General features: G+C 70.2%; 20 protein-coding genes and 1 pseudogene. 8 read left to right on the forward strand and 13 right to left on the reverse strand.

Translation table 11 applies throughout. From position 1 onward, the window contains the following. The 3 genes and pseudogenes from D471_RS32410 to D471_RS0100410 all read right to left on the reverse strand — a co-directional run. Positions 1–244: pseudogene (locus D471_RS32410) on the reverse strand (SpoIIE family protein phosphatase); the annotation flags it as partial. Between the two features lie 303 nt (positions 245–547). Next, positions 548–5,407, reverse strand: a complete 4,860-nt coding sequence (locus tag D471_RS0100405; protein WP_017596797.1) for an NAD-glutamate dehydrogenase — start codon at positions 5,405–5,407, stop codon at positions 548–550. Between the two features lie 352 nt (positions 5,408–5,759). Then, positions 5,760–6,455 (reverse strand): HAD family hydrolase, encoded by a 696-nt coding sequence (locus D471_RS0100410; protein WP_026127271.1) that lies wholly within the window; start codon positions 6,453–6,455, stop codon positions 5,760–5,762. Positions 6,456–6,709: 254 nt separating this feature from the next. Here D471_RS0100410 and D471_RS32415 point away from each other — a divergent pair, with 254 nt between their 5' ends. Continuing rightward, entirely contained in the window at positions 6,710–7,330 is a 621-nt protein-coding gene (locus D471_RS32415) for a hypothetical protein (protein ID WP_017596799.1), read from the forward strand. A gap of 12 nt (positions 7,331–7,342) precedes the next feature. Beyond that, on the forward strand, positions 7,343–7,492 hold the full coding sequence (locus D471_RS39915; RefSeq protein ID WP_161630074.1) for a hypothetical protein: 150 nt from the start codon (positions 7,343–7,345) through the stop codon (positions 7,490–7,492). A 12-nt stretch (positions 7,493–7,504) separates the two neighbouring features. Here D471_RS39915 and D471_RS0100425 read toward each other — a convergent pair whose 3' ends face one another. From D471_RS0100425 to D471_RS0100435, 3 genes are read right to left on the reverse strand one after another with little or no spacing between them, the layout of a single operon-like run. Continuing rightward, positions 7,505–8,092 carry a Uma2 family endonuclease gene (locus tag D471_RS0100425; RefSeq protein WP_017596800.1) on the reverse strand — a complete coding sequence of 196 codons (588 nt, stop codon included), beginning with the start codon at positions 8,090–8,092 and terminating at the stop codon, positions 7,505–7,507. Positions 8,093–8,149: 57 nt separating this feature from the next. Then, positions 8,150–8,416, reverse strand: coding sequence for a DUF397 domain-containing protein (locus D471_RS0100430; protein WP_026127272.1), 267 nt, complete (start codon positions 8,414–8,416; stop codon positions 8,150–8,152). 2 nt (positions 8,417–8,418) lie between these two features. Further along, the gene (locus D471_RS0100435; protein WP_241479537.1) at positions 8,419–9,330 is read right to left on the reverse strand and encodes a helix-turn-helix domain-containing protein; all 912 of its coding nucleotides are present in this window, start codon (positions 9,328–9,330) and stop codon (positions 8,419–8,421) included. Positions 9,331–9,451: 121 nt separating this feature from the next. Between D471_RS0100435 and D471_RS0100440 the strand changes: the two genes are divergently transcribed. Beyond that, positions 9,452–9,769 carry a hypothetical protein gene (locus tag D471_RS0100440; RefSeq protein ID WP_017596803.1) on the forward strand — a complete coding sequence of 106 codons (318 nt, stop codon included), beginning with the start codon at positions 9,452–9,454 and terminating at the stop codon, positions 9,767–9,769. Positions 9,770–9,959: 190 nt separating this feature from the next. Then, on the forward strand, positions 9,960–10,604 hold the full coding sequence (locus tag D471_RS0100445) for a dihydrofolate reductase family protein (RefSeq protein WP_017596804.1): 645 nt from the start codon (positions 9,960–9,962) through the stop codon (positions 10,602–10,604). Between the two features lie 68 nt (positions 10,605–10,672). On the opposite strand, the gene D471_RS32420 is transcribed toward D471_RS0100445, so the two are convergent. Then, positions 10,673–11,200: a hypothetical protein gene (locus tag D471_RS32420; RefSeq protein ID WP_017596805.1), complete on the reverse strand. Its 528-nt coding sequence runs from the start codon at positions 11,198–11,200 to the stop codon at positions 10,673–10,675. A 158-nt stretch (positions 11,201–11,358) separates the two neighbouring features. Here D471_RS32420 and D471_RS0100455 point away from each other — a divergent pair, with 158 nt between their 5' ends. Beyond that, positions 11,359–11,760 (forward strand): MerR family transcriptional regulator, encoded by a 402-nt coding sequence (locus tag D471_RS0100455; RefSeq protein ID WP_017596806.1) that lies wholly within the window; start codon positions 11,359–11,361, stop codon positions 11,758–11,760. Next, positions 11,757–12,086 (forward strand): thioredoxin family protein, encoded by a 330-nt coding sequence (locus D471_RS0100460; protein WP_017596807.1) that lies wholly within the window; start codon positions 11,757–11,759, stop codon positions 12,084–12,086. The genes D471_RS0100455 and D471_RS0100460 overlap by 4 nt, the downstream gene beginning before the upstream one ends. Positions 12,087–12,105: 19 nt before the next feature. On the opposite strand, the gene D471_RS0100465 is transcribed toward D471_RS0100460, so the two are convergent. The 6 genes from D471_RS0100465 to D471_RS0100490 all read right to left on the reverse strand — a co-directional run bounded on the left by D471_RS0100465 (position 12,106) and on the right by D471_RS0100490 (position 17,175). Then, entirely contained in the window at positions 12,106–12,564 is a 459-nt protein-coding gene (locus D471_RS0100465) for a DUF6912 family protein (RefSeq protein WP_017596808.1), read from the reverse strand. Positions 12,565–12,652: 88 nt separating this feature from the next. Next, positions 12,653–13,357 (reverse strand): HAD family hydrolase, encoded by a 705-nt coding sequence (locus D471_RS0100470; RefSeq protein ID WP_017596809.1) that lies wholly within the window; start codon positions 13,355–13,357, stop codon positions 12,653–12,655. 135 nt (positions 13,358–13,492) lie between these two features. Next, positions 13,493–15,178 (reverse strand): glycoside hydrolase family 3 protein, encoded by a 1,686-nt coding sequence (locus D471_RS0100475; RefSeq protein WP_017596810.1) that lies wholly within the window; start codon positions 15,176–15,178, stop codon positions 13,493–13,495. Positions 15,179–15,261: 83 nt separating this feature from the next. Continuing rightward, positions 15,262–15,741 carry a PTS sugar transporter subunit IIA gene (locus D471_RS0100480; RefSeq protein ID WP_017596811.1) on the reverse strand — a complete coding sequence of 160 codons (480 nt, stop codon included), beginning with the start codon at positions 15,739–15,741 and terminating at the stop codon, positions 15,262–15,264. Between the two features lie 30 nt (positions 15,742–15,771). After that, the gene (locus D471_RS0100485; RefSeq protein WP_017596812.1) at positions 15,772–16,008 is read right to left on the reverse strand and encodes a glucose PTS transporter subunit EIIB; all 237 of its coding nucleotides are present in this window, start codon (positions 16,006–16,008) and stop codon (positions 15,772–15,774) included. 123 nt (positions 16,009–16,131) lie between these two features. Next, positions 16,132–17,175 (reverse strand): SIS domain-containing protein, encoded by a 1,044-nt coding sequence (locus D471_RS0100490; protein ID WP_017596813.1) that lies wholly within the window; start codon positions 17,173–17,175, stop codon positions 16,132–16,134. 200 nt (positions 17,176–17,375) lie between these two features. Between D471_RS0100490 and D471_RS0100495 the strand changes: the two genes are divergently transcribed. After that, positions 17,376–18,113 (forward strand): GntR family transcriptional regulator, encoded by a 738-nt coding sequence (locus D471_RS0100495; RefSeq protein ID WP_017596814.1) that lies wholly within the window; start codon positions 17,376–17,378, stop codon positions 18,111–18,113. A 100-nt stretch (positions 18,114–18,213) separates the two neighbouring features. Continuing rightward, the coding region (locus D471_RS0100500; RefSeq protein ID WP_017596815.1) for a PTS transporter subunit EIIC at positions 18,214–18,775 on the forward strand (562 nt) is incomplete at its 3' end.

The raw sequence follows: 18,775 nt of genomic DNA on the forward strand, positions 1-18,775 counted from the left end.
GGTGCCGCTCGCGCACGGCCTCGGCCGCGGGGATCGGATCCACCAGCGACACGCGTGTCCACGGCGCGGCGACCTGGCGGGACCCCCCGGACAGCGCGACCAACCGCAGTATCCGATCGCCCGGCGCCCACAGGTACACCGAACCCACCGAGGCACCGGTCTCCCGCACGACCTGGGACAGGGCGCGGTCCAGCAGCTTCGGTCCGGATTCCGTGCCAGGATCGGAGCCGTCGGTCTCCCGCACGCTCTCACCCTCTCCCGTGCGCCCCGTAGGAGAATCCCCCTCCGCGCCGCCCGCCGCGCCCCACCTGCCTCGGTCGGAGTCGAACGGCACCGCCCGCCCGCGTTCCGGACGGCGGTGCCGCCGGTGACGGGCTGGCCGATCCGGTGGTGGTGTCACACCGGATCCGTGGAAGCGCCCATATGAACACGATACGCCCAGGTGACCGACGGGGTGCGTGGTCGACACCACGCACCCCGTCCTCGTGTTCCGTCGCCCGGAGCGGTCACCCCGCCGAAGCGGGGCGAAGGCCCGAGGCGGGATCTCCTAGTCCACCAGGGAACGGATGGAACGCAGGGCCACCGACAGCGTCGGCAGGTCGAAGCGCTCGCTCTCCTGGATCTCGGAGAGGGTGATCCCCGACCGCTCCACGCTGTCGCGGTTCTGTTCGGACCAGGCGTCGAGCAGTTCGGCCGTCGAATCCGTGTCGGCCGCCTCCAGCACGCGCCCGGTGAGGTCGGCGTGCGCGGAGTACAGGTCGTCGCGGAGCGCGGAACGCGCCATCGTCGCCCACCGGTCGTCGCGCGGCAGGTCGATGATCCGCTCACGCCACCAGCTGATGTTGAGCCGGTCGGCGAGCTCGAAGTACAGCTCGGCGACCTTCTCCACCGGGCGGCCGGTGCGGTGCGCGATCTCCACCAGGTCGAGGGTGGAGTAGGCGGGCACCATCACGGCGACCCGCTCGGCCAGTTCGGCGGGCACGCCCATCGACACGTACCGGTCGCGGCGCTCGACGTAGGCCTCCCGGTCGCGCCCCTTGACCAGGTCGACCAGGCGCGGCAGGACCTCGCCCACCCCGTCGGCGAAGTAGCCGATCTCGCTTCGGATGTCGAAGGGGAAGCTGCGGTGGCGCAGCAGCCACCGGGCGGAGCGCTCGGCGAGCTTGCGGGTCTCCAACAGCAGTGCCAGCTGGCTGTCCACCGAGATCACGTGGTCCAGTTCCTCGACCTCGCCCCAGTACTTGCGCAGCTGGAGCACCTCCTGGACGACCAGGTAGGCGCGGGCGATGTCGGCGGCGCTGGAGCCGAGCTCCTCGTTGAGCCGGAAGGCGGAGGTCACCCCGGAGCGGTTGACCATCTGGTTGACCACCTGGTTGACGATGATCTCCCGGCGCAGCGGGTGCGAGGCCACGCTCGGGGCGAAGCGCTCCGAGCGCAGCGGCGTCGGGAAGTAGTCGGTCAGGGTGTCGGCCAGGTAGGGGTCGTCGGCCAGGTCCGACCGGCCGATCTGCTCCTTGAGGTCGATCTTGGTGTAGGACAGCAGGGTCGCGAACTCGGGGCTGGTCAGCCCCTTGCCCGCAGTGCGCCGCTCGGCGATGACCTTGTCGGAGGGCAGGTCCTCCAGCTTGCGCTTGAGGAGCTTGGTGCGCTCCATGTGGCGCATGTAGCGGCCGTGGACGTGCAGCATCTGCGTGTCCTGCTTGCGCGCGGCGGCGAGCACGGTGTTCTGCGCGTAGTTGTTGTCCAGGACCAGCGAGGCGACCTCGTCGGTCATGTCGATGAACAGCTGGTCGCGGTCGGCCTTGGACAGTTCGCCGGCCCGCACCTCGCGGTCGAGCATGATCTTGATGTTCACCTCGTGGTCGGAGGTGTCCACGCCCGCCGAGTTGTCGATGGAGTCGGTGTTGATCCGACCGCCCTCGCGGGCGTACTCGATCCGGGCCGGCTGGGTCAGGCCGAGGTTGCCGCCCTCGCCGACCACCTTCACGCGCAGCTGGTCGGCGTTGACGCGTACCTGGTCGTTGGCCTTGTCGCCCGCGTCGGCGTGCGCCTCGGTGCTCGCCTTGACGTAGGTGCCGATGCCGCCGTTCCACAGCAGGTCGACGGGGGCGGTGAGCACGTACCGGATCAGCTCGTCCGGGGTGACCGCCTCGACCTCCGGGTCGATGCCCAGGACCGCCTTGACCTGCGGCGTGAGCGGTACCGACTTGGCCGAGCGCGGGAACACGCCACCGCCCTCGGAGATGAGGTCGGAGTCGTACTCGGCCCAGGTGCTGCGCGGCAGCTCGAACATGCGCCTGCGCTCGGCCCAGGAGGCGGCCGGGTCGGGGTCGGGGTCCAGGAAGACGTGGCGGTGGTCGAAGGCGGCGACCAGCCTGATCTGCTTGGACAGCAGCATCCCGTTGCCGAACACGTCACCGGACATGTCGCCGATGCCGACGACGGTGAACGGCTCCTCCTGGACGTTCACGCCCATCTCGCGGAAGTGGTAGGCCACCGACTCCCACGCGCCGCGGGCGGTGATGCCCATCGCCTTGTGGTCGTAGCCGACCGAACCGCCGGAGGCGAAGGCGTCGCCGAGCCAGAAGTCCCGTCCCAGGGAGATCTCGTTGGCGATGTCGGAGAAGGTCGCGGTGCCCTTGTCGGCGGCGACCACCAGGTAGGAGTCGTCGCCGTCGTGCAGGACGGTGCGCTCGGGGTGGACCACCTCGCCGTCGACCAGGTTGTCGGTGACGTCGAGCAGGCCGCTGATGAACTGCTTGTAGCAGGAGACGACCTCGGCCATCACCTGGTCGCGGGTGCCGTCCTTGGGCAGGCGCTTGCAGACGAATCCGCCCTTGGCGCCGCTGGGGACGATCACCGAGTTCTTCACCATCTGGGCCTTGACCAGGCCGAGGATCTCGGTGCGGAAGTCCTCGAAGCGGTCCGACCACCGCAGGCCGCCGCGGGCGACCGAGCCGAAGCGCAGGTGCACGCCCTCGACCCGCGGCGAGTACACGTACATCTCGAACCGGGGCCGCGGGTGCGGCAGGTCCGGGATCTCCTGCGGGTTGAGCTTGAGCACCAGGTACGGGTGGCCCTGGTAGTGGTTGGTGCGCAGGGTGGCGTTGATCGCCGCCGTGAACGACCGCAGGATCCGGTCGTGGTCCAGGCTGGCGACCGCCTCCAGTTCGCCCTCGATCTTGCGGAGCAGGGCGTCGGAGCGCTCGTCGCGCCCGGCGTCGGACTGGTCGGGGTCGAAGCGGGCCTCGAACAGCTCCACCAGCAGGTTGGCGATGGAGACGTTGGCGGCGAGCACGTCGGCGATGAAGTCCGGCGTGAACGTGGCGCCCGTCTGGCGCAGGTACTTGGCGTAGGCCCGCAGCACCATGAGCTGGCGCCAGTCGAGCCCGGCCCGCGCCACGAGGGCGTTGAACCGGTCGGACTCGCCGAGGTCGCGCCAGGAGGCGTCGAAGGCGTCCTCGAACAGCTCCTTGAGCCGTGAGGAGGCCAGGTCCGTCGAGGGAATGGGGCCGAGGCCGAAGTCGTAGATCCACACCCGGCCGACGTCCTTGACCGTGATGTCGTAGGGCCACTCGTCGACGACCTCGACGCCCAGGTTCTCCAGGACCGGCAGGACGCGGCTCAGCGAGATGGGCTCACCGATCCGGTAGAGGCGGAACCGCCAGTCGTCGGCGTCCGGGTCGGGCCGGTAGAGCTCGACGCTGAACTCGCCCGCCCGCTGGTCGGGGTCGGTCCGGCCGAACAGCTCCTCCAGCTCGCCGACGTCGGTGGCCGCGACCTCCGGCGCGTTGTCGACGCGGTAGGCCTCGTTCATGCCGCTCGCGTAGCGGTCCTTGAGCTCCGTGGCCAGGGTGGGGCCGAACCGCGCGGTGAGGGCGGTGTCGAAGTCGGTCTCCCAGGAGCGGGCGGCCTGGCGGACGCGCTCCTCCAGGGCGACCTGGTCGATGTCGGCGAGGGTCTGCCCGTGCTGGGCCCTCGCCACCAGGTACAGGCGGGCGAGCGGGGCCGCCCCGACCATGACGTTGTGGTCCATCGTCGCGCCCTCGAACGCCTCGGCGAGGGCGCTTTGGATGTCCAGGCGCACGCGGGTGCTGTACTCGTCGCGCGGCATGTACACGAAGCAGGACATGTACCGGCCGCCGTAGGGGTCGCGGCGCATGAACAGCTTGGTGCCGCGCCGGTCGCGCAGGCGCAGGACACCGCGGACGATGTTGTACAGCTCGTTGACGGGGATCTGGAGGAGTTCCTCGCGCGGGAAGGTCTCCAGCAGCTCGATGAGGTCCCTGCCGTCGTAGCTGTCGGCCTCGAACCCGGCCAGCGCGAGCACCTCGGCCTGCTTGCGGCGCATGATCGGGATCTGCGTGATGCTCGCGGTGTTGGCCTGCGGCGTGAACAGGCCGAGGAAGCGCCGCTCACCGACGATGTTGCCCTGGGCGTCGAACTTCTTGACGCCGATGTAGTCGAGGTACTTGGGCCGGTAGACGGTGGCGCGGGAGTTGGCCTTGGTCAGGACCAGGACGTAGGGCTCGCGGGCCTTGGCGCGGATCTCCGGGGGCAGGGCGGCGAAGCTGGTCGAGGCCGGGGAGTCCATGCGCAGGATGCCGAGCCCGGATCCGGGTTCGGGGCGCAGGGCGTCGTCGCCGTTCTCGTCGGTGACCAGCGCGTACTCGCGGTAGCCCATGAAGGTGAAGTGGCGGCCGGCCGCCCAGCGCAGGAAGTCGACGCTCTCGCCGATCTCGCGGGGGTCCACGCCACCGGCGGCGAGGCGGTCGGGGTAGGCCGCGAGCTCGTCGGCGATCCGGATCGCCCGGTCGCTCATCTTGGCGGAGTCCTCGTTCACGTACCGGACGTCGTTGAGGACGCTCTCGACGCGGTCGGTGATCTCCTTGATGCGCTCGGGGTCGGTCTGCCGGTCGATCTCGATGTGCATCCACGACTCGTCCGTGGGCAGCAGGCCCTCGCCGCCGATCTCCGGGTCGACCTCGCGCAGGACGCCCTCCAGGTCGCGGCCGACGGTCATCTGGGGGTGGATGATCAGGCGGGCGCCGGCACCGAGCTCGTTGAGCGCCATGGTGACGGAGGAGACGAGGAAGGGGGCGTTGTCGGTGACGATCTCCAGGACACTGGTCTGCTGCTCCCAGCCGTCGTGTTCGACGGTGGGGGTGAACACGCGGACCTTGGCGCGGCCGGGCACCCGTTCGAGGCCGAACTCACGGTGCGAGGCGGCGATGCCGCAGATCTGCTCGGGGGAGCGGCCGACGAGCTCCTCGGGGTCCGTGTGGCGGTAGTAGAGGGGGAGGAAGCGGCGGACGGCCTCATCAGGGCTCAACCGGGGCCCTGGGGACCACCGGGAGGCCGCGTCGGTGAGCAGCTTCTGGAGGAAGACGTCGGATTGCCCGGACATATGGCTCTCTCACTCCTTTGTGAGCAACGTCGTGGAGCAGCGGAGGAACACCCGGTCATATGACCTGTGAACTTCCGTGCCGTGTTGTGAGGATCTGTGAACCCCTCTGGCCGCGAGGGACGCACGTGGACGGTGATTGGGTGTGTACCTGTGCGCACAGGCGAAGGTCGGCGAGGTCTCGGGACGCCGTTGTCCCGTCCCCACCCGCAGACCAGGCTACTGGTTTTCGCCACTGAGAACAGGACCAACACCGTTACGCGGTGATTACGTACTGTTAGAACCGGATTGCGGGGGTCCGTCACCCCGTGAACGCCCCCGTTCGGCGGCCTCCTGTGAGGGCGTGTGAGAGGCGTCAGGAGGTGGTCGCCTGGTGGACCGCGGTCATCACCGCGCGCGGGTCGGTCAGGTCCTCCAGGACCGCCGTCGCCCCGGCGTCGCGCAGCTGGCCCTCGGTGGCGGACCCGGTGAGGACGGCGACGGGGGTGGCACCGCCGATCACCGCCGCGCGCACGTCGGGCACGGAGCTGGTGACCAGGACCGTTTCGCTCTCGGCGTAGGTGTGGCCGCCCTCGCCCGCCGCGTGCAGCCGGATCGACTGGATGAGGCTGGACTTGGGGTAGTTGACCGATCCGAACCCGCCCACGGCCAGGTCCAGGTAGGAGTCCAGGCCGAACGCCGCGAGCTTGGCCGTGGCGGTCGCGCGGGTGCTGCCGCTGACCACGGTCTGGACGGTGTCGGGCATCCCCGCCACCGCCGCCAGCGAGGCCGTCGCGCCGGGCATGACGCGGCCCTTGGCGGGGAGTTCGTCCGCGCGCCGGACGAAGGCCGCCTCCAGGGCGGTCAGAAAGCGTTCGAGGGTGGCGTTGTCGGGCTCGACGTCGGTGTCGTTGCGGGCGCAGAACTCGAAGAACATCTCCGAGTCCGTGCGCCCCTCGGCGGAGGTCAGGTAGACGAGGGGGTCACCGGTGACCTCCTCGAAGGCCTCCGCGTGGGCGGCCCTCATCACGCGGCCCGCGTCGAGGAGGGTGAGGTCGACGTTCCATAGCACCAGGCGGCTGATGGCGGACTCCTCGGGGATCGGGGGCGGGGGACGCACCCATCTTGCCGTATGGGCGGATCGGGGCGGTAACGGGCCCGAGACCGAGCCGTGGCCCCGCCGTGTCCGTGTCCGGGGTCGGTCACGTCCGCGCCCGGGGTCGGCGCGCGCTGTTGTCTTGTCGAGCGCGAATCCGGCGTTCCACCCCTTTCCGGGCATGGCCGCCGGGGCACGGGCGCGGCGAGGGACAGGGGACGGGGGAACAGGTGAAGAGCGGAGCGGGGACCGGCGGCCGGGCCCAGGTGTTCCTGGCTGCGGTCGGCTGGATCGGCCTGGGGCTGATCGGCGGCGGGGTCCTGCTCGCGATCGTCGACCTGACGCGGTTCTCCACCACGGCGGAGGGGACGACGATCGCTGAGGCCGCCCTCTGGTGGCTGGCGTCCCTGATCCTGGCCGCGATGGTGCTCTGGGTGGTGTTGAGACGCGTTCGGTGGCAAGCCGACGCGGGGCCGGTCGAACGCCACCACCCGGGCCTCACGGTGTTCCTCGTCGTGGTGGGCCTGCTGTCGGTGTACACGGCCTACGCGGCGTTTCCGGCCTCGGCGTTCTCCTCGATGGTGGAGTACGGCGGCTCCTACCGCCCCGACACGGCCGGTGTCTCGCTGTGGGCGATGACCCTGGTGGTCACGCTGGGCACGGTCCTGACGATGGCCTCCGCGTACCGGCCGAGGTTCCGGCCGGTACGGCGCTCAGCGCCGTCCTTCGCCGGGGGCCTGGTCCTGGTGATCGATCTCGGACTGCGCACTGACCCTGCATCGGCCGACGGAGTACACGGTCGCCAACGCCTTCCCAGACACCCCGACCCCAGCATCGACCTACGTGAGTGAGGTCGGCTGGACGTGAGAACCGCCGGAGGGCGTCTCGGTGGAGACCGTGGAGTCCGGGCCTGTTCGGCCCCCTTCATGGTCCTCGACGACGGCGTTGTCGCCGTGGACGGCGAGTCCGGTGAGGTCGTCTGGGAGCGTGAGTGGGAGGACCCCGTCACCTGAAGACGAGGTGGCTCAGCCTCCGATGTGCTTCTTCCAGGGACCGTCAGCGACGAGCCAGTGCGGGACGATCCGGACCGGGAAGGGCAGTTCGGTTTCGAAGATGTCCTCTCCGTAGACCTGAGTGATGTCCCGGTACTGGCCGTTCTCCAGGCGCATCTCACTGATGCCGACCTTGTCCGGGTGCGGGTTGACGATCCAGTAGGACTCGATCCCGAAGGCGGCGTACTCGGCGCGCTTGGTGTTGCTGTCGCGGAGCACGCTCTCGGGGGAGAGGATCTCCACGGCCAGCAGCGGCGGTTTGGTCAGATAAGGGCGTTCGGCGGCGTCGGCCCGGATGACCGCCAGGTCCGGGATTCGGTGATGGGTCCGGTCCGCGTTGAAGTTGATACCCGGACCGGTGAGCACGGTGAACTCGTCGGGTGCTTCCGCGATGAGATGGTAGGTCAGGCGGGAGTCCACGGACGTGTGGTCGAAGACGGGGGCCGGGGACACGTCAAGCCTCCCGTCGACCAACTCGTAGCGCCGCCCGTCGTCCGGCATGCGCACCAAATCGTCGACGGTCAGGGGCCGGTCGGGTGCTTCCGTGTCCCGGATACTCATGACAGACATACTGCCTCCTCGACTCCATGAGAGCCAGTATCCAGCGCGATCCCCTGGTTACCGGCGGGTTTCCCGAAGAACCCGCGATGGAGAGGCCACCAGTCGGGCGAAGGACACCCACTCGGCGGCCTCGACAGGGAGAAAGCCCAGTTCGGGGTGCTTGGAGTCGCGGATGGCCGCACCGGTGGGCAGGTCGGCGGCCTCGACGCAGTTGTCCTGCGATGTCGAGTAGGAGGACTTACGGAAGGAGGGGGTCACCTGGGCAACCTCGACGCAGTTCTCTCCACTCGACGAGTAGGAAGACTTACGGAATTCCAGCAGCATGGTCAGGCTCGCTTGTCGTGCTCGGCGGCGATGGAATCGATGAGGTCGATCGACCCCTGCGGGTCCAGTGCCAGGTTCTGGACGGCATCGAAGATCAGCGCGTGCTGATCGAAGTAGTCTCCGTCTTCAACGTACAGCGCCTCGACCACGGTGGGGATCGAGACGATACCCGGCTCTGGCCGGGGGAAGTCGAACAAGGTGAAGGCTCCGTCGACGGCCGGATGGGCTCCTGCCTCATCGGGGACCACCAACACGGTCACCTTGTAGTGCGCGGCCATCCCCGTGAGGAAACGCAACTGCTCAGCCATGACAGCGTGTGACCCCACGACCTTACGCAGAGCAGGTTCGTCGATCACGGCCGTCAGTTGCGGACCGTTGGGGGCGTCTATCACCGCGCGACGGGCCATCCGCGACTCGACCTTGCGGTCGATCTGATCTGGCGGCACCACCTGACCTGCCTTGAAGATCGCCGCTGCGTAAGCGGGCGTTTGGAGTAGGCCCGGGATCAGTACGACCTCATAGGTCCGAATTCGGACAGCTTCGGCCTCCAGGTCAGGCAGGGATCCAGGGAAAAGGTCAGCGTATTGATGCCAATCGCTGCGCCCGCGAGCCTCCTCGGTCAGACTGAGAAGGTGCTCCCGCTCCTCCCCCTTCACGTCGTAGAGGTCTAGCAGGGCCTCCACGTCCGTGCGCTTGGGGAACTTCCACTCGTTACGCTCGGCCCGTGTCACCTTGGTCGCCGACGACCATCCCAGCCGCTTGGCCACCTCGGCGGCGGACAGCCCGCTGTTGCCACGCAGACGCTTGAGCGCGGCCGACAGTCGACGACGCCGCACACCGGGCGAGTGCCCACCAGTCACGGAAACCCCTTCCAGGCAGTGTCTCTGCGTCTGCATCGTAGTGCTCAGCACCACGGTAGAGATTTTTTAGCTCAAACACAGATAATGCCTTGTGATTGAGTTCAGACTCAATCACACTGGACTCAGTCGCACACCCCTACCGGGTGGCACCTCCTCTGAGTTAGGAGCTGACTCCATGGCGTCAACGATCGTGCCCAGCGTCGAGCTGTACACCGAAGTGGTCCAGGTGATCCGGGGAGGTGAGCCCGACGACGACGGCATCTCCCTCGCGGGCCGCATCTCTCCCCTCACCCCCACCTACAACACCCGCACCTGCGCGTGTTCCTGCATGCCCCTCCCCCACAGCCTGTGGGAGTACCTGGAGCGACTGAACCCCTACGCCGACGACAGCGACGTCTGGCTGCGGGTCCTCTGCGAGGACGACGACGGCGCGGCGCTCCCCGAGGGCGCCACGCTCATCGGCTCCCGGCGGGTGAGCTACCACGTCGCGTGAACCAGGCATCCGTGCCGTTGGGCGACGCCACCTTCGTACCGTGGCGCCGCCCATCCGCACGGCCACCGTCAGGCGACAGATCGAACCGACACGCGGCGGGCGATCGCTCTCCTCCGGGCGTTTCGTCTCCAGGCGGTTGTACGGTGCCACCGGCCGCGAAGAGCGATCAAAGATCCCCGGAGGAGAACGCATGTCGCAGCTGTTGAGGGTCCACTGCTTCTGCGTGTCGCGGGACGGGTTCGGCTCCGGTGAGGGGCAGAGCCCGGAACGGCCCTTCGGGCACGCCGACCCCACCGCCCTGTTCTCCTGGGCGGGCGCCACCGCCAGCTGGCCGAACCGCACCGACCCCGGCGGTTCGCGCGGGCTGGACGACTACATGACCCGCGAGTTCGCCCGCGACGTCGGCGCGGAGATCATGGGGCGCAACAAGTTCGGCCCCCAGCGCGGCCCCTGGAAGGACCACGAGTGGAAGGGGTGGTGGGGCGACGAACCGCCGTTCCACACGCCGGTCTTCGTGCTCACCCACCACGTACGCCCCTCCTTCGCCCTGTCCGACACCACCTTCCACTTCATCGACGCGACACCGGCCGAGGCGCTGGAGCGCGCGAAGGAGGCCGCCGATGGCAAAGACGTGCGTCTGGGCGGCGGTGTCGCCACCGTTCGCGAGTTCCTGGCGGCCGACCTGGTCGACACGATGCATGTCGCGGTCGCTCCGGTCGACCTCGGCAAGGGCGAGAAGCTGTGGGACAGCCCCGACGAGCTGGAGGACCGCTTCCACCACGAGGCGGTGCCGAGCCCCAGCGGGGTCACCCACCACCTGTTCTGGCGGCGCTGACCCCCCGGCCCGCGCCGAACCGCCATGCCGGGCGGCGGCCGGTCCGCGCCCGGCCCTCGGAAGACGCCTCAGGCGTTCCCGTGGCCGTCGCCGTGCTGGGCGATCTGCCACCCGACGTGCACGGTCTCGGCCAACTGCCGGACGTCCTCGACGAAGGAATCGACGAAGATCCCGGTCCCGTCGCGCAGCATGACACTGCACGAGAAACTCGAGGTGCCCCGGAACTCGGACAGCGGCAGCGAATCCACCATGGCGTACACCTTGGTGATCTCGCCCCAGGGAGCCACGGTGACGGTGCCCGAGGTCCGGTGGACCAGACCCCTTTCGTGCACGTCGAAGGACTCGCCCCGGGTGCGGCGCCACTGGACCAGCCGCCAGATGCCCAGGCCCAGGATGATCACCCCGACGCCCAGCAGCATCCCCGCCGTGGTCAGCCCGCCTTCGGCGCCGCTGATCATCGCGATGACCACGCCCGCACCGATGACCATCGCGACCGCACCGACGGCCGCCTGTACGGCCCCCAGCCGCAGGAGGCGGTCGCTCTCGACGGGGTGTCTGCGGAGCAGCTCCCCGAGCCGCTCAACGGTGTGCTCCATCGAAAGTTCCCTTCGCGGCCGAGGATGAGGGCGAAACCTCCGTTCTTCCCCGCCATACACGCGTAAACCCCGGCCCCGTACCTCCCGCCTGACGACGGATCCGCGCTAACGCCACAGGCCTTGCCCTGACGTCGGCGTCAAGGTCTATCTTCGGTCTCATGCGCATCGGTGAACTCGCGGAACGGGCGGGAGTCAGCACCCGGACCCTGCGGTACTACGAGTCCCTCGGACTGCTGCCCGAGCAGCGGGCGGCCAACGGGTACCGGGTGTACGGCGACGACGACCTGCGGCTGGTGGAGCAGATCCGCGTGCTCCAGGACTTCGGTTTCGGGCTGGAGGAGACCCGGCCCTTCGTCGAGTGCCTCCGGTCGGGCCATCCGACCGGGGACTCCTGCCCCGCCTCGATCAGCGTCTACCGCGACAAGCTCGCGGAACTGGACGCGTTGATCGACCGGCTGCGATCGGTGCGCGACCAGGTGGGCGCGCAGTTGGCGGAGGCCGAGGCACGACTGCCCGAGGCGCCCGAGCCACTGTGCCAGATGGAGGGACCGCGAGAATGACGACGACACACGTGACCGACACCGCCGAGGAGACCTTCGCCGAGGACGTGCTGCGGTCGGATCTGCCGGTTCTGGCGGTGTTCACCGCGAAGCACTGCGCTCCGTGCCGCCAGCTGGCCCCCGTCCTGGAGTCACTCGCCGGGGACCTGCCCGACCGGCTCAGGGTCGTCCGGATCGACGTGAACGCCAACCCCGGCCTGACCCGCGACCAGGAGGTGATGGGCACACCGACCATGCTCCTCTTCCGCGGGGGCGAGCCGGTGCGCAAGATGGTCGGCGCGCTCCCCAAGCGCCGGATCCTCCAGGAGATCGAGCGGCTGTCCTGAACGGCCCGACCGTGCGGCGCTACGCGCCGTCCTCCTCGACGAGGTAGCGCAGCTCCTGGACGGCGAACCACATCAGCTCGTGGTCCTCGGCCGCGTCGGAGGCCGGGTCGGCCGCCGCCTTGGCCACGTCCTCCGCCGCGCCCGCGTCGTCCACGTGCGCCGACGCCAGCTTCTTGTAGGGCACGGAACCGGTGACCCGTACGCGGATCACCCCGGGACCCGCCGCGCCCACACGCTCGACCACGTGGTCGGGCATGGTCGCGGCCAGCACCACCCGGCGGCGGGGCGCGTCGGGGTCGGCCGCCAACAGGGTCAGCGACTCGTCGGCGGCCGCGTACATGGCGTCGTACTCGGCCTCCTCCGCGTCGACCCCGGAGTCGGGGTCGGCCGCGAAGGCGGTCAGCGGGTCACCGTCCACCCGCCCCTCCTCGAGGACCTTGGCGAGGGCGGGGACGGTGCTGGGCAGGAAGACGTACATCGGCTCTCCGGGATGGTGTGCGGTCCCCTTGAGTCTGCCAAGGAACCGGTGGTGGACGCGCCACCGCCCCGCCGGCCGGGGTGTCCGGTCAGGCCGCGCGGGAGTCCCGCGCGTCCGGGGTGTTCGAGGGATCGGAGCCGTTCGGGGGGCCGTGCGCGGTGTCGGGTGCCAGGAGGCGGTCCAGTTCGCTCCGGGTCGTGGCCGCGTCGGTGTGCAGGATCCCGGTCATGCCGAGCTCCTCGGCGGTGTCGATGTTGTGCGGCAGGTCGTCGATGAACACGCAGTCCTGCGGCCGCAGGCCGAGCCGTTCGCAGGTGTGCAGGTAGATCCGGGGTTCGGGCTTGCGCATCCCCACCTCGCCGGAGATGACGATCTCGTCGAAGGTGGAGTCGAAGTGCTCGCGGGGGTAGCCGTTGCCCCAGGAGTTGGACAGCAGCGCGGTGCCCACGCCGGTCCGGCGGACGGCGCGCAGCGTCTCGTACATCTCGTGCACCGGCTCGAACCGGGCGAACATCCGGTGGATGAGGCCCTCGGCGACCACCGGGCCGCCGTCGGTGAGCCTGAGCAGCTCGGCCAGGTCACGCTCGAAGCGGGCGGTGTCGATCTCACCGCGCTCCAGCGCGTGGACCGGGTTGTTCCCGTCCAGACTGCCGTCGAAATAGGGGCGCATGACCCTCTGGTAGTGGGCGTGGTCGATGCGCTCGTCGCGGAGCCAGGCACCGATCGAGTCGAGCAGCGGCGTGGTGAGCACTCCACCCCAGTCCGAGATGACGCCTCGGCGGGTGCCGTTCATCCGATCCCCTCCATCCGTGTCGCGGATCCGACCCGGCCGGTCCTCGGAGGGGCCCGAGTGTCCGGGCGGGGATGCGTTCTTCCCGTTCCGGACACGTTTCAACCACTTCCGGCGATCAAGAAGGGGGCGGACGGGTCAGAAGGTGAGCCCGGTCCCCGCCTCCACACCGGCCCCGGGGATGTCCACGGGAAGCTTCCCGGAGGGCTCCACCTCGCCCGCGATGACCCGTGCGGCGGCGGTCCTGGACACGTCCACCGACGAGTAGACCGCCAGGTAGGCATCGACCTCGGGGAAGACCTCCAGGTCGTAGGGGCCACCCTGCGCGACCACGACCACGGGTGTCCCCTGGGCGAGCGCGAACTCGACCGGCGTGCGCTGGGCCGCCGACCTCCGGGCGCCGTCGGTGCCCACGACGACCACGTCGGCGCCGGAGTCGACCACCTCCAGTCCGGCGTCGGCGAGCGTGACCGCGATACGGTCGGCTCCCTCCCCGCGCACGCTCACGCGCGTGCCCTCCGCCAGGGGCAGCAGGTCGTCCTCGTTCCGGACCAGGGTCACCGACGCGTCGGCCACCCGCTGGGCGGCCTCTGCGTGTGCGGGGTCGGTCACGGCCGCCGCGGCGGCGTCGGGGTCGATGGGCTCGGGCGGGGCCTCGGTCAGGATGCCGCGCTTCTCCTTGAGGGTGAGCACGCGCAGGACGGAGGCGTCGATCCGCTCCTCGGTCAGCCGCCCCCCGTCGACGGCCGCGCGCAGGGCGGCGACCGCCGCCGCGGGGTCGGGCGGCATGAGCAGCTGGTCGACCCCGGCCTCGACGGCACGGACGGCGACCTCGCCGTCGGAGTGGGTCTGGCGCACGCCCTCCATGTTGAGCGCGTCGGTGGTGACCACCCCGTCGAAGCCCAGTTCGTCGCGTAGGACACCGTCGATGAGCGCGGGAGAGAGCGTGGCGGGTTCGGGGTCGCGCGAACCGTCCAGCCCCGGCATGAGGACGTGGGCGGTCATGACGGCGTCCACCCCGGCCGCCACGGCGGCGCGGAACGGGGGCAGGTGCTCGGCCTCCCACGTCTCACGCGGCAGGTCGATGACCGGGAGCCCGGTGTGGCTGTCCACGTCGGTGTCGCCGTGGCCGGGGAAGTGCTTGACGACCGGGACGACCCCCGCCCCGGCGTAGGCGTCGGCCTCGGCGACGACCATCTCGGCGACCAGGTCGGGGTCGGAGCCGAAGGAGCGGACGCCGATGACCGGGTTGTCGGGATTGGTGTTGACGTCGGCGACCGGCGCGTAGTCGAGGTTGATCCCGAGCGCGGTGAGCTCGGCGGCGGTGGTGCTGGCGAGCAGCTCGGCCATCGCGGGGTCCCCGGTGGCGCCGACGGCCATGGCGTCCGGGAAGCGGGTGCCCACGGGCAGCCGGGCGACCATGCCCTGTTCCTGGTCGACGCCGACGAACAGGGGGACGCCGGCGCCCTGGCCCGCCGCCAGGCCCTGGAGTCCGGCGGACATCTCGGCGATCTGCGGGGCGTCGGTCAGGTTGGCGTCGAAGTAGATGAGTCCGCCGGGTCGGTACGCCTCGATCTGGGCGGCGTTCTCCGCGGCGGTGGTGCCCTGCGCGGTCAGGACGAGGAGCTGCCCGATCTTGGTGTCGAGGTCCATCTCCTCCAGCACGCGCGGGGCGAGGACCGGCTCGAAGGGCTCCGAGCCCTGGTTGGGCCGCGGTTCGTCGGTCTGGGGCGAGGACCCCACCTCCCCCGTGGTGCAGGCGGACGCGATCAGTGCCAGGCCCACGCAGACCGGGGCCAGGGCGCGTGGAACGGACAGTCTCATGGCGGGTCCCGTCTCCGGCGAAAGGGTGCGGCTCGCCGGAGACTACCGCCTCGGCGTGCCCGGGTGGATCCNACGTTCGGGGTTCACCCCCAGGTGAAGAGCGGCTGTCCGTGGTCCACCGCTCCGTCGGCCGGCTCGGTGAGCGCGTCGGCGGCGGCGTCCAGGGCGACCACGGGCACGACCGGGGACTTGCCCAGCGCCGCGACCCCGCTCGGGGACCACCGCACCACCGGGGTGCCCGCGGCCACCTCGTCGCCCTGCTCGACGAGGAGGGAGAACCCCTCCCCCGCCAGGTCGACGGTGTCGATGCCCAGGTGCACCAGGACCCCCCGGGTCTGGTCCGGGGCCATCACGACGAACGCGTGGGGGTGGAGCTTGGCCACCGTTCCGGCGATGGGCGAGCGCGCCTCCTGGAGGTCACCCGCGCCGCCCTGCTCCGAGTCGGGGTGGACGGCCAGACCCGGACCGACCATGCTCTGGGAGAAGACCGGGTCGGGAACCGTGTCGAGGGGGCGCGCCGTGCCCGGTACGGGGGCCAGGACGCGGAGTGCGTGGTCCGACATGTGGGGGGAAACCTTCCTCGTGGGGGGTGGTCAGTCGAGCAGGTCCTGGATGTCGTCGGTGAGGGTGTCGGCCTCCGGGCCGACGACCACCTGGACGATGGTGCCCGAGCTCATGACCCCGTGGGCGCCCGCGGCCTTCAGCGCGGCCTCGTTCACCAGTCCGGGGTCCTTGACCTCGGTGCGCAGGCGGGTGATGCACGCCTCGATGTCCTCGATGTTGGCCGCGCCGCCGAGCCCGGCCACGATCGCGGTCGCCTTGTCCGCCATGGGTCCTCCGTTACGTGTACAGACGGGGAGCTCCCCCGTGGGTTGAGGTGAGCTTAGAGGTCTCCGGTCCCGCCGCACCAGGGTTTCCGGACGACTGGTCTGGACCGGGGGCGCGATTCGGGGTCAGGAGGTCTGGGTGACCTTGTTCAGGCCGCGCGGGACGTCGGGGTTGTAGCCCAGGCGGCGGGCGAGGCGCTCGGTGAGCAGCTGCGCCGGGACGATGAGGTTCATCGGGGCGACCCACTCGGGCACGTTCGGGACGGGCACGGACAGGTCGCTGGCCGCGGCGAGGGCGTCACCGCCGCCGAAGCCGAAGACCGGGGCTCCGGCGGAACGGACGCGGTCGGCCAGGGCCACCGTGCCCTGAAGCGTGGGGCCGGAGGGGGCGGCGACCAGCAGCGCGGGGGTGCGCGGGTCGACGACCGCGATGGGGCCGTGCTGGAGGTCGGCGTAGGACAGGCCCATGGCGTGCAGGTAGCAGGCCTCCTTGAGCTTGAGCGCGGCCTCCAGGGCGGTGGAGAAGGCCATGCCGCGGCCGGAGATGACGGCGCCCTGGACGGCGACCATGCGCTCGACGATCTCCTCCAGCGCGTCGGTGGGCGCGGCGAGGGTCTCCTCGATGCCCTCGGAGACGCGCTCCAGGTCTCCGGCGTCCAGGTCGGCCCCCAGACCGAGGGCGAGGACGGCGAGGGCGGCCAGCTGGGTGTTGTAGGTCTTCGTGGCGGGTACGGCGACCTCGCTCCCCGCCCGGGTGACCAGGGCGACGTCGGACTCGGCCGCGAGCGGGGAGTCGGCCCCGTTGGTGACGCCGACGGTCCGGGCGCCGCAGTCGGCGGCCCAGCGCATGGTCTCGACGATCTCCTCGGTCTTGCCGGACTGGGAGATGGCGACGGCGAGGACGTCGGAGAGGTCGATCTTGGCGCCGTAGGCGGTGGCGATGGAGGGCGAGCCCAGGGTGGCCAGGCGGCCGGTGTGGGCCTGGAGCAGGTAGCTGCCGTAGACCGCGGCGTTGTCGGAGGAACCACGCGCGATGAAGAGCACGTGCTTGGTGGAGCGCCCCAGGGCCTCGATCTCCGGGCGCAGCGGGAGCAGCTCCGCGAACGTGCGGCGGAGGGCCTCGGGCTGTTCGGCGATCTCGGAGCGCATGACGCTCGTCGTGGTGGTCATGGAGAACCTTCCCTGGGGTGCGGGCCGCCGTGCGCGGAATGTATTGACACGCGGTCGGAGCTGTGGTCTAGTCCGGACTATACCAGTCTTACCCCGATTCTCCCGGGGACGGGTCGGTCACACCGGCCAGGGTGCCCGGGTGCGTCTCGCGCTAGGGTCGTACGCCGACCTCACCCGCCGAACGAGAAGGCCGTCCGCCCATGTCGATCGACCCCAGCAACCCGCTTCCCAAGTACAGCCAACTCCGTGACCTGCTCCTGGACTGGATCACGGAGTCCGGACTGGGTGTGGACGACATGATCCCGTCCGAGCGCGAACTGAGCACCGCCTACCAGCTCTCGCGCATGACCGTGCGCCAGACCATCGACCTGCTCGTGTCCGAGGGCCGTCTGTACCGGGTCCCCGGCAAGGGCACCTTCATCGCCCGACCCAAGATCGAGATGTCCCTCGTCCTGGCCTCCTTCAGCGAGGACATGCGCGCCCGCGGGTACGAGCCCGGAGCCCGGGAGCTGATCCGCCAGGTCATCCCGGCCAGCGGCCACACCGCGCGCATGCTCGACATCGCGCCCGGCACCCTGGTCCACCACATCGAGCGGATGCGCACCGCCGACGACGAGCCCATGGCGGTCGAGCGCTCCAACATCCCGGCGGCGATGGTGCCGGGGCTGGAGGACTTCGACCTGGCCGAGCGCTCCCTGTACGAGGTGCTGGAGAACGAGTACGACATCCTCCTGGACTCCGGTGAGCAGACGATCGAGGCGGGGATCTGCGACTCCGCGGACTCCCGGCTGCTCGGTCTGCCCGCCGGCAGCCCGGTGCTGGTCATGCAGCGCCGGAGCTTCGCGAAGGGACAGTGCGTGGAGTTGGCGCTGTCCACCTACCGCGCCGACCGCTACCAGCTGCACTCGCGGCTGGACCCCCGTCGGCACGGCGACTGAGCAGGGGGTGTGCGGTGGGCGCCGCCCGTCGTGACGGGTGGGTGTCGGCCGCACTCCCTCAACATCGCGCCCGGAGGGCGCAGTCCGAGAAAGGCCCCCCATGAGTCCGGACCAATCCCCCGCCACGACCGAACGGTCGACGCCGCAACGGTCGTCCAGTTCCCTGGCGGTGCTGCAACGCCTGGGCCGCAGCATGATGATGCCCATCGCGGTCCTGCCCGCCGCCGCCCTCCTCCTGCGCCTCGGGCAACCCGACCTCCTGGGTGCCGACGGTGTCGCCAGCTGGCCCGGAATGAGCTGGATGGAGACCGTCGCCGGCGTGATCGGCCAGGCGGGCAACGCCCTGTTCGAGGCGATGCCGCTGCTCTTCGCGGTCGGTGTGGCGATCGGGTTCGCCAAGCGCGCGGACGGCTCGACCGCGCTGGCCGCCCTGGTCGGCTACCTGGTGTTCGACCGCGTCACCAAACTGCTCTTCTTCGAGCAGGGCGGAGAGATCGGTGAACGGGTCACACTGGTGGTGGACTCCGCGTCCATCGTCAACTGGGGGGTGAAGAACCCCAGCGACGTCCTCGGCGGCATCGTCATCGGTATCGTCACGGCGGTGCTCTGGCAGCGCTACCACCGGATCAAGCTGCCCACATGGCTGGGCTTCTTCGGCGGCC

This window comes from Nocardiopsis lucentensis DSM 44048, from assembly GCF_000341125.1.
Classification (GTDB): domain Bacteria; phylum Actinomycetota; class Actinomycetes; order Streptosporangiales; family Streptosporangiaceae; genus Nocardiopsis; species Nocardiopsis lucentensis.

Coding starts and splice junctions, on each gene's coding strand:
- D471_RS0100490 (WP_017596813.1), bottom strand. CDS start 17,175: ATGACCACCACGACGAGCGTCATGCGCTCCGAGATCGCCGAACAGCCC.
- D471_RS0100445 (WP_017596804.1), top strand. CDS start 9,960: ATGTCGCAGCTGTTGAGGGTCCACTGCTTCTGCGTGTCGCGGGACGGG.
- D471_RS0100440 (WP_017596803.1), top strand. CDS start 9,452: ATGGCGTCAACGATCGTGCCCAGCGTCGAGCTGTACACCGAAGTGGTC.
- D471_RS0100425 (WP_017596800.1), bottom strand. CDS start 8,092: ATGAGTATCCGGGACACGGAAGCACCCGACCGGCCCCTGACCGTCGAC.
- D471_RS0100465 (WP_017596808.1), bottom strand. CDS start 12,564: ATGTACGTCTTCCTGCCCAGCACCGTCCCCGCCCTCGCCAAGGTCCTC.
- D471_RS0100470 (WP_017596809.1), bottom strand. CDS start 13,357: ATGAACGGCACCCGCCGAGGCGTCATCTCGGACTGGGGTGGAGTGCTC.
- D471_RS32420 (WP_017596805.1), bottom strand. CDS start 11,200: ATGGAGCACACCGTTGAGCGGCTCGGGGAGCTGCTCCGCAGACACCCC.
- D471_RS0100485 (WP_017596812.1), bottom strand. CDS start 16,008: ATGGCGGACAAGGCGACCGCGATCGTGGCCGGGCTCGGCGGCGCGGCC.
- D471_RS0100405 (WP_017596797.1), bottom strand. CDS start 5,407: ATGTCCGGGCAATCCGACGTCTTCCTCCAGAAGCTGCTCACCGACGCG.
- D471_RS0100460 (WP_017596807.1), top strand. CDS start 11,757: ATGACGACGACACACGTGACCGACACCGCCGAGGAGACCTTCGCCGAG.
- D471_RS0100495 (WP_017596814.1), top strand. CDS start 17,376: ATGTCGATCGACCCCAGCAACCCGCTTCCCAAGTACAGCCAACTCCGT.
- D471_RS0100430 (WP_026127272.1), bottom strand. CDS start 8,416: ATGCTGCTGGAATTCCGTAAGTCTTCCTACTCGTCGAGTGGAGAGAAC.
- D471_RS0100475 (WP_017596810.1), bottom strand. CDS start 15,178: ATGAGACTGTCCGTTCCACGCGCCCTGGCCCCGGTCTGCGTGGGCCTG.
- D471_RS0100455 (WP_017596806.1), top strand. CDS start 11,359: ATGCGCATCGGTGAACTCGCGGAACGGGCGGGAGTCAGCACCCGGACC.
- D471_RS0100480 (WP_017596811.1), bottom strand. CDS start 15,741: ATGTCGGACCACGCACTCCGCGTCCTGGCCCCCGTACCGGGCACGGCG.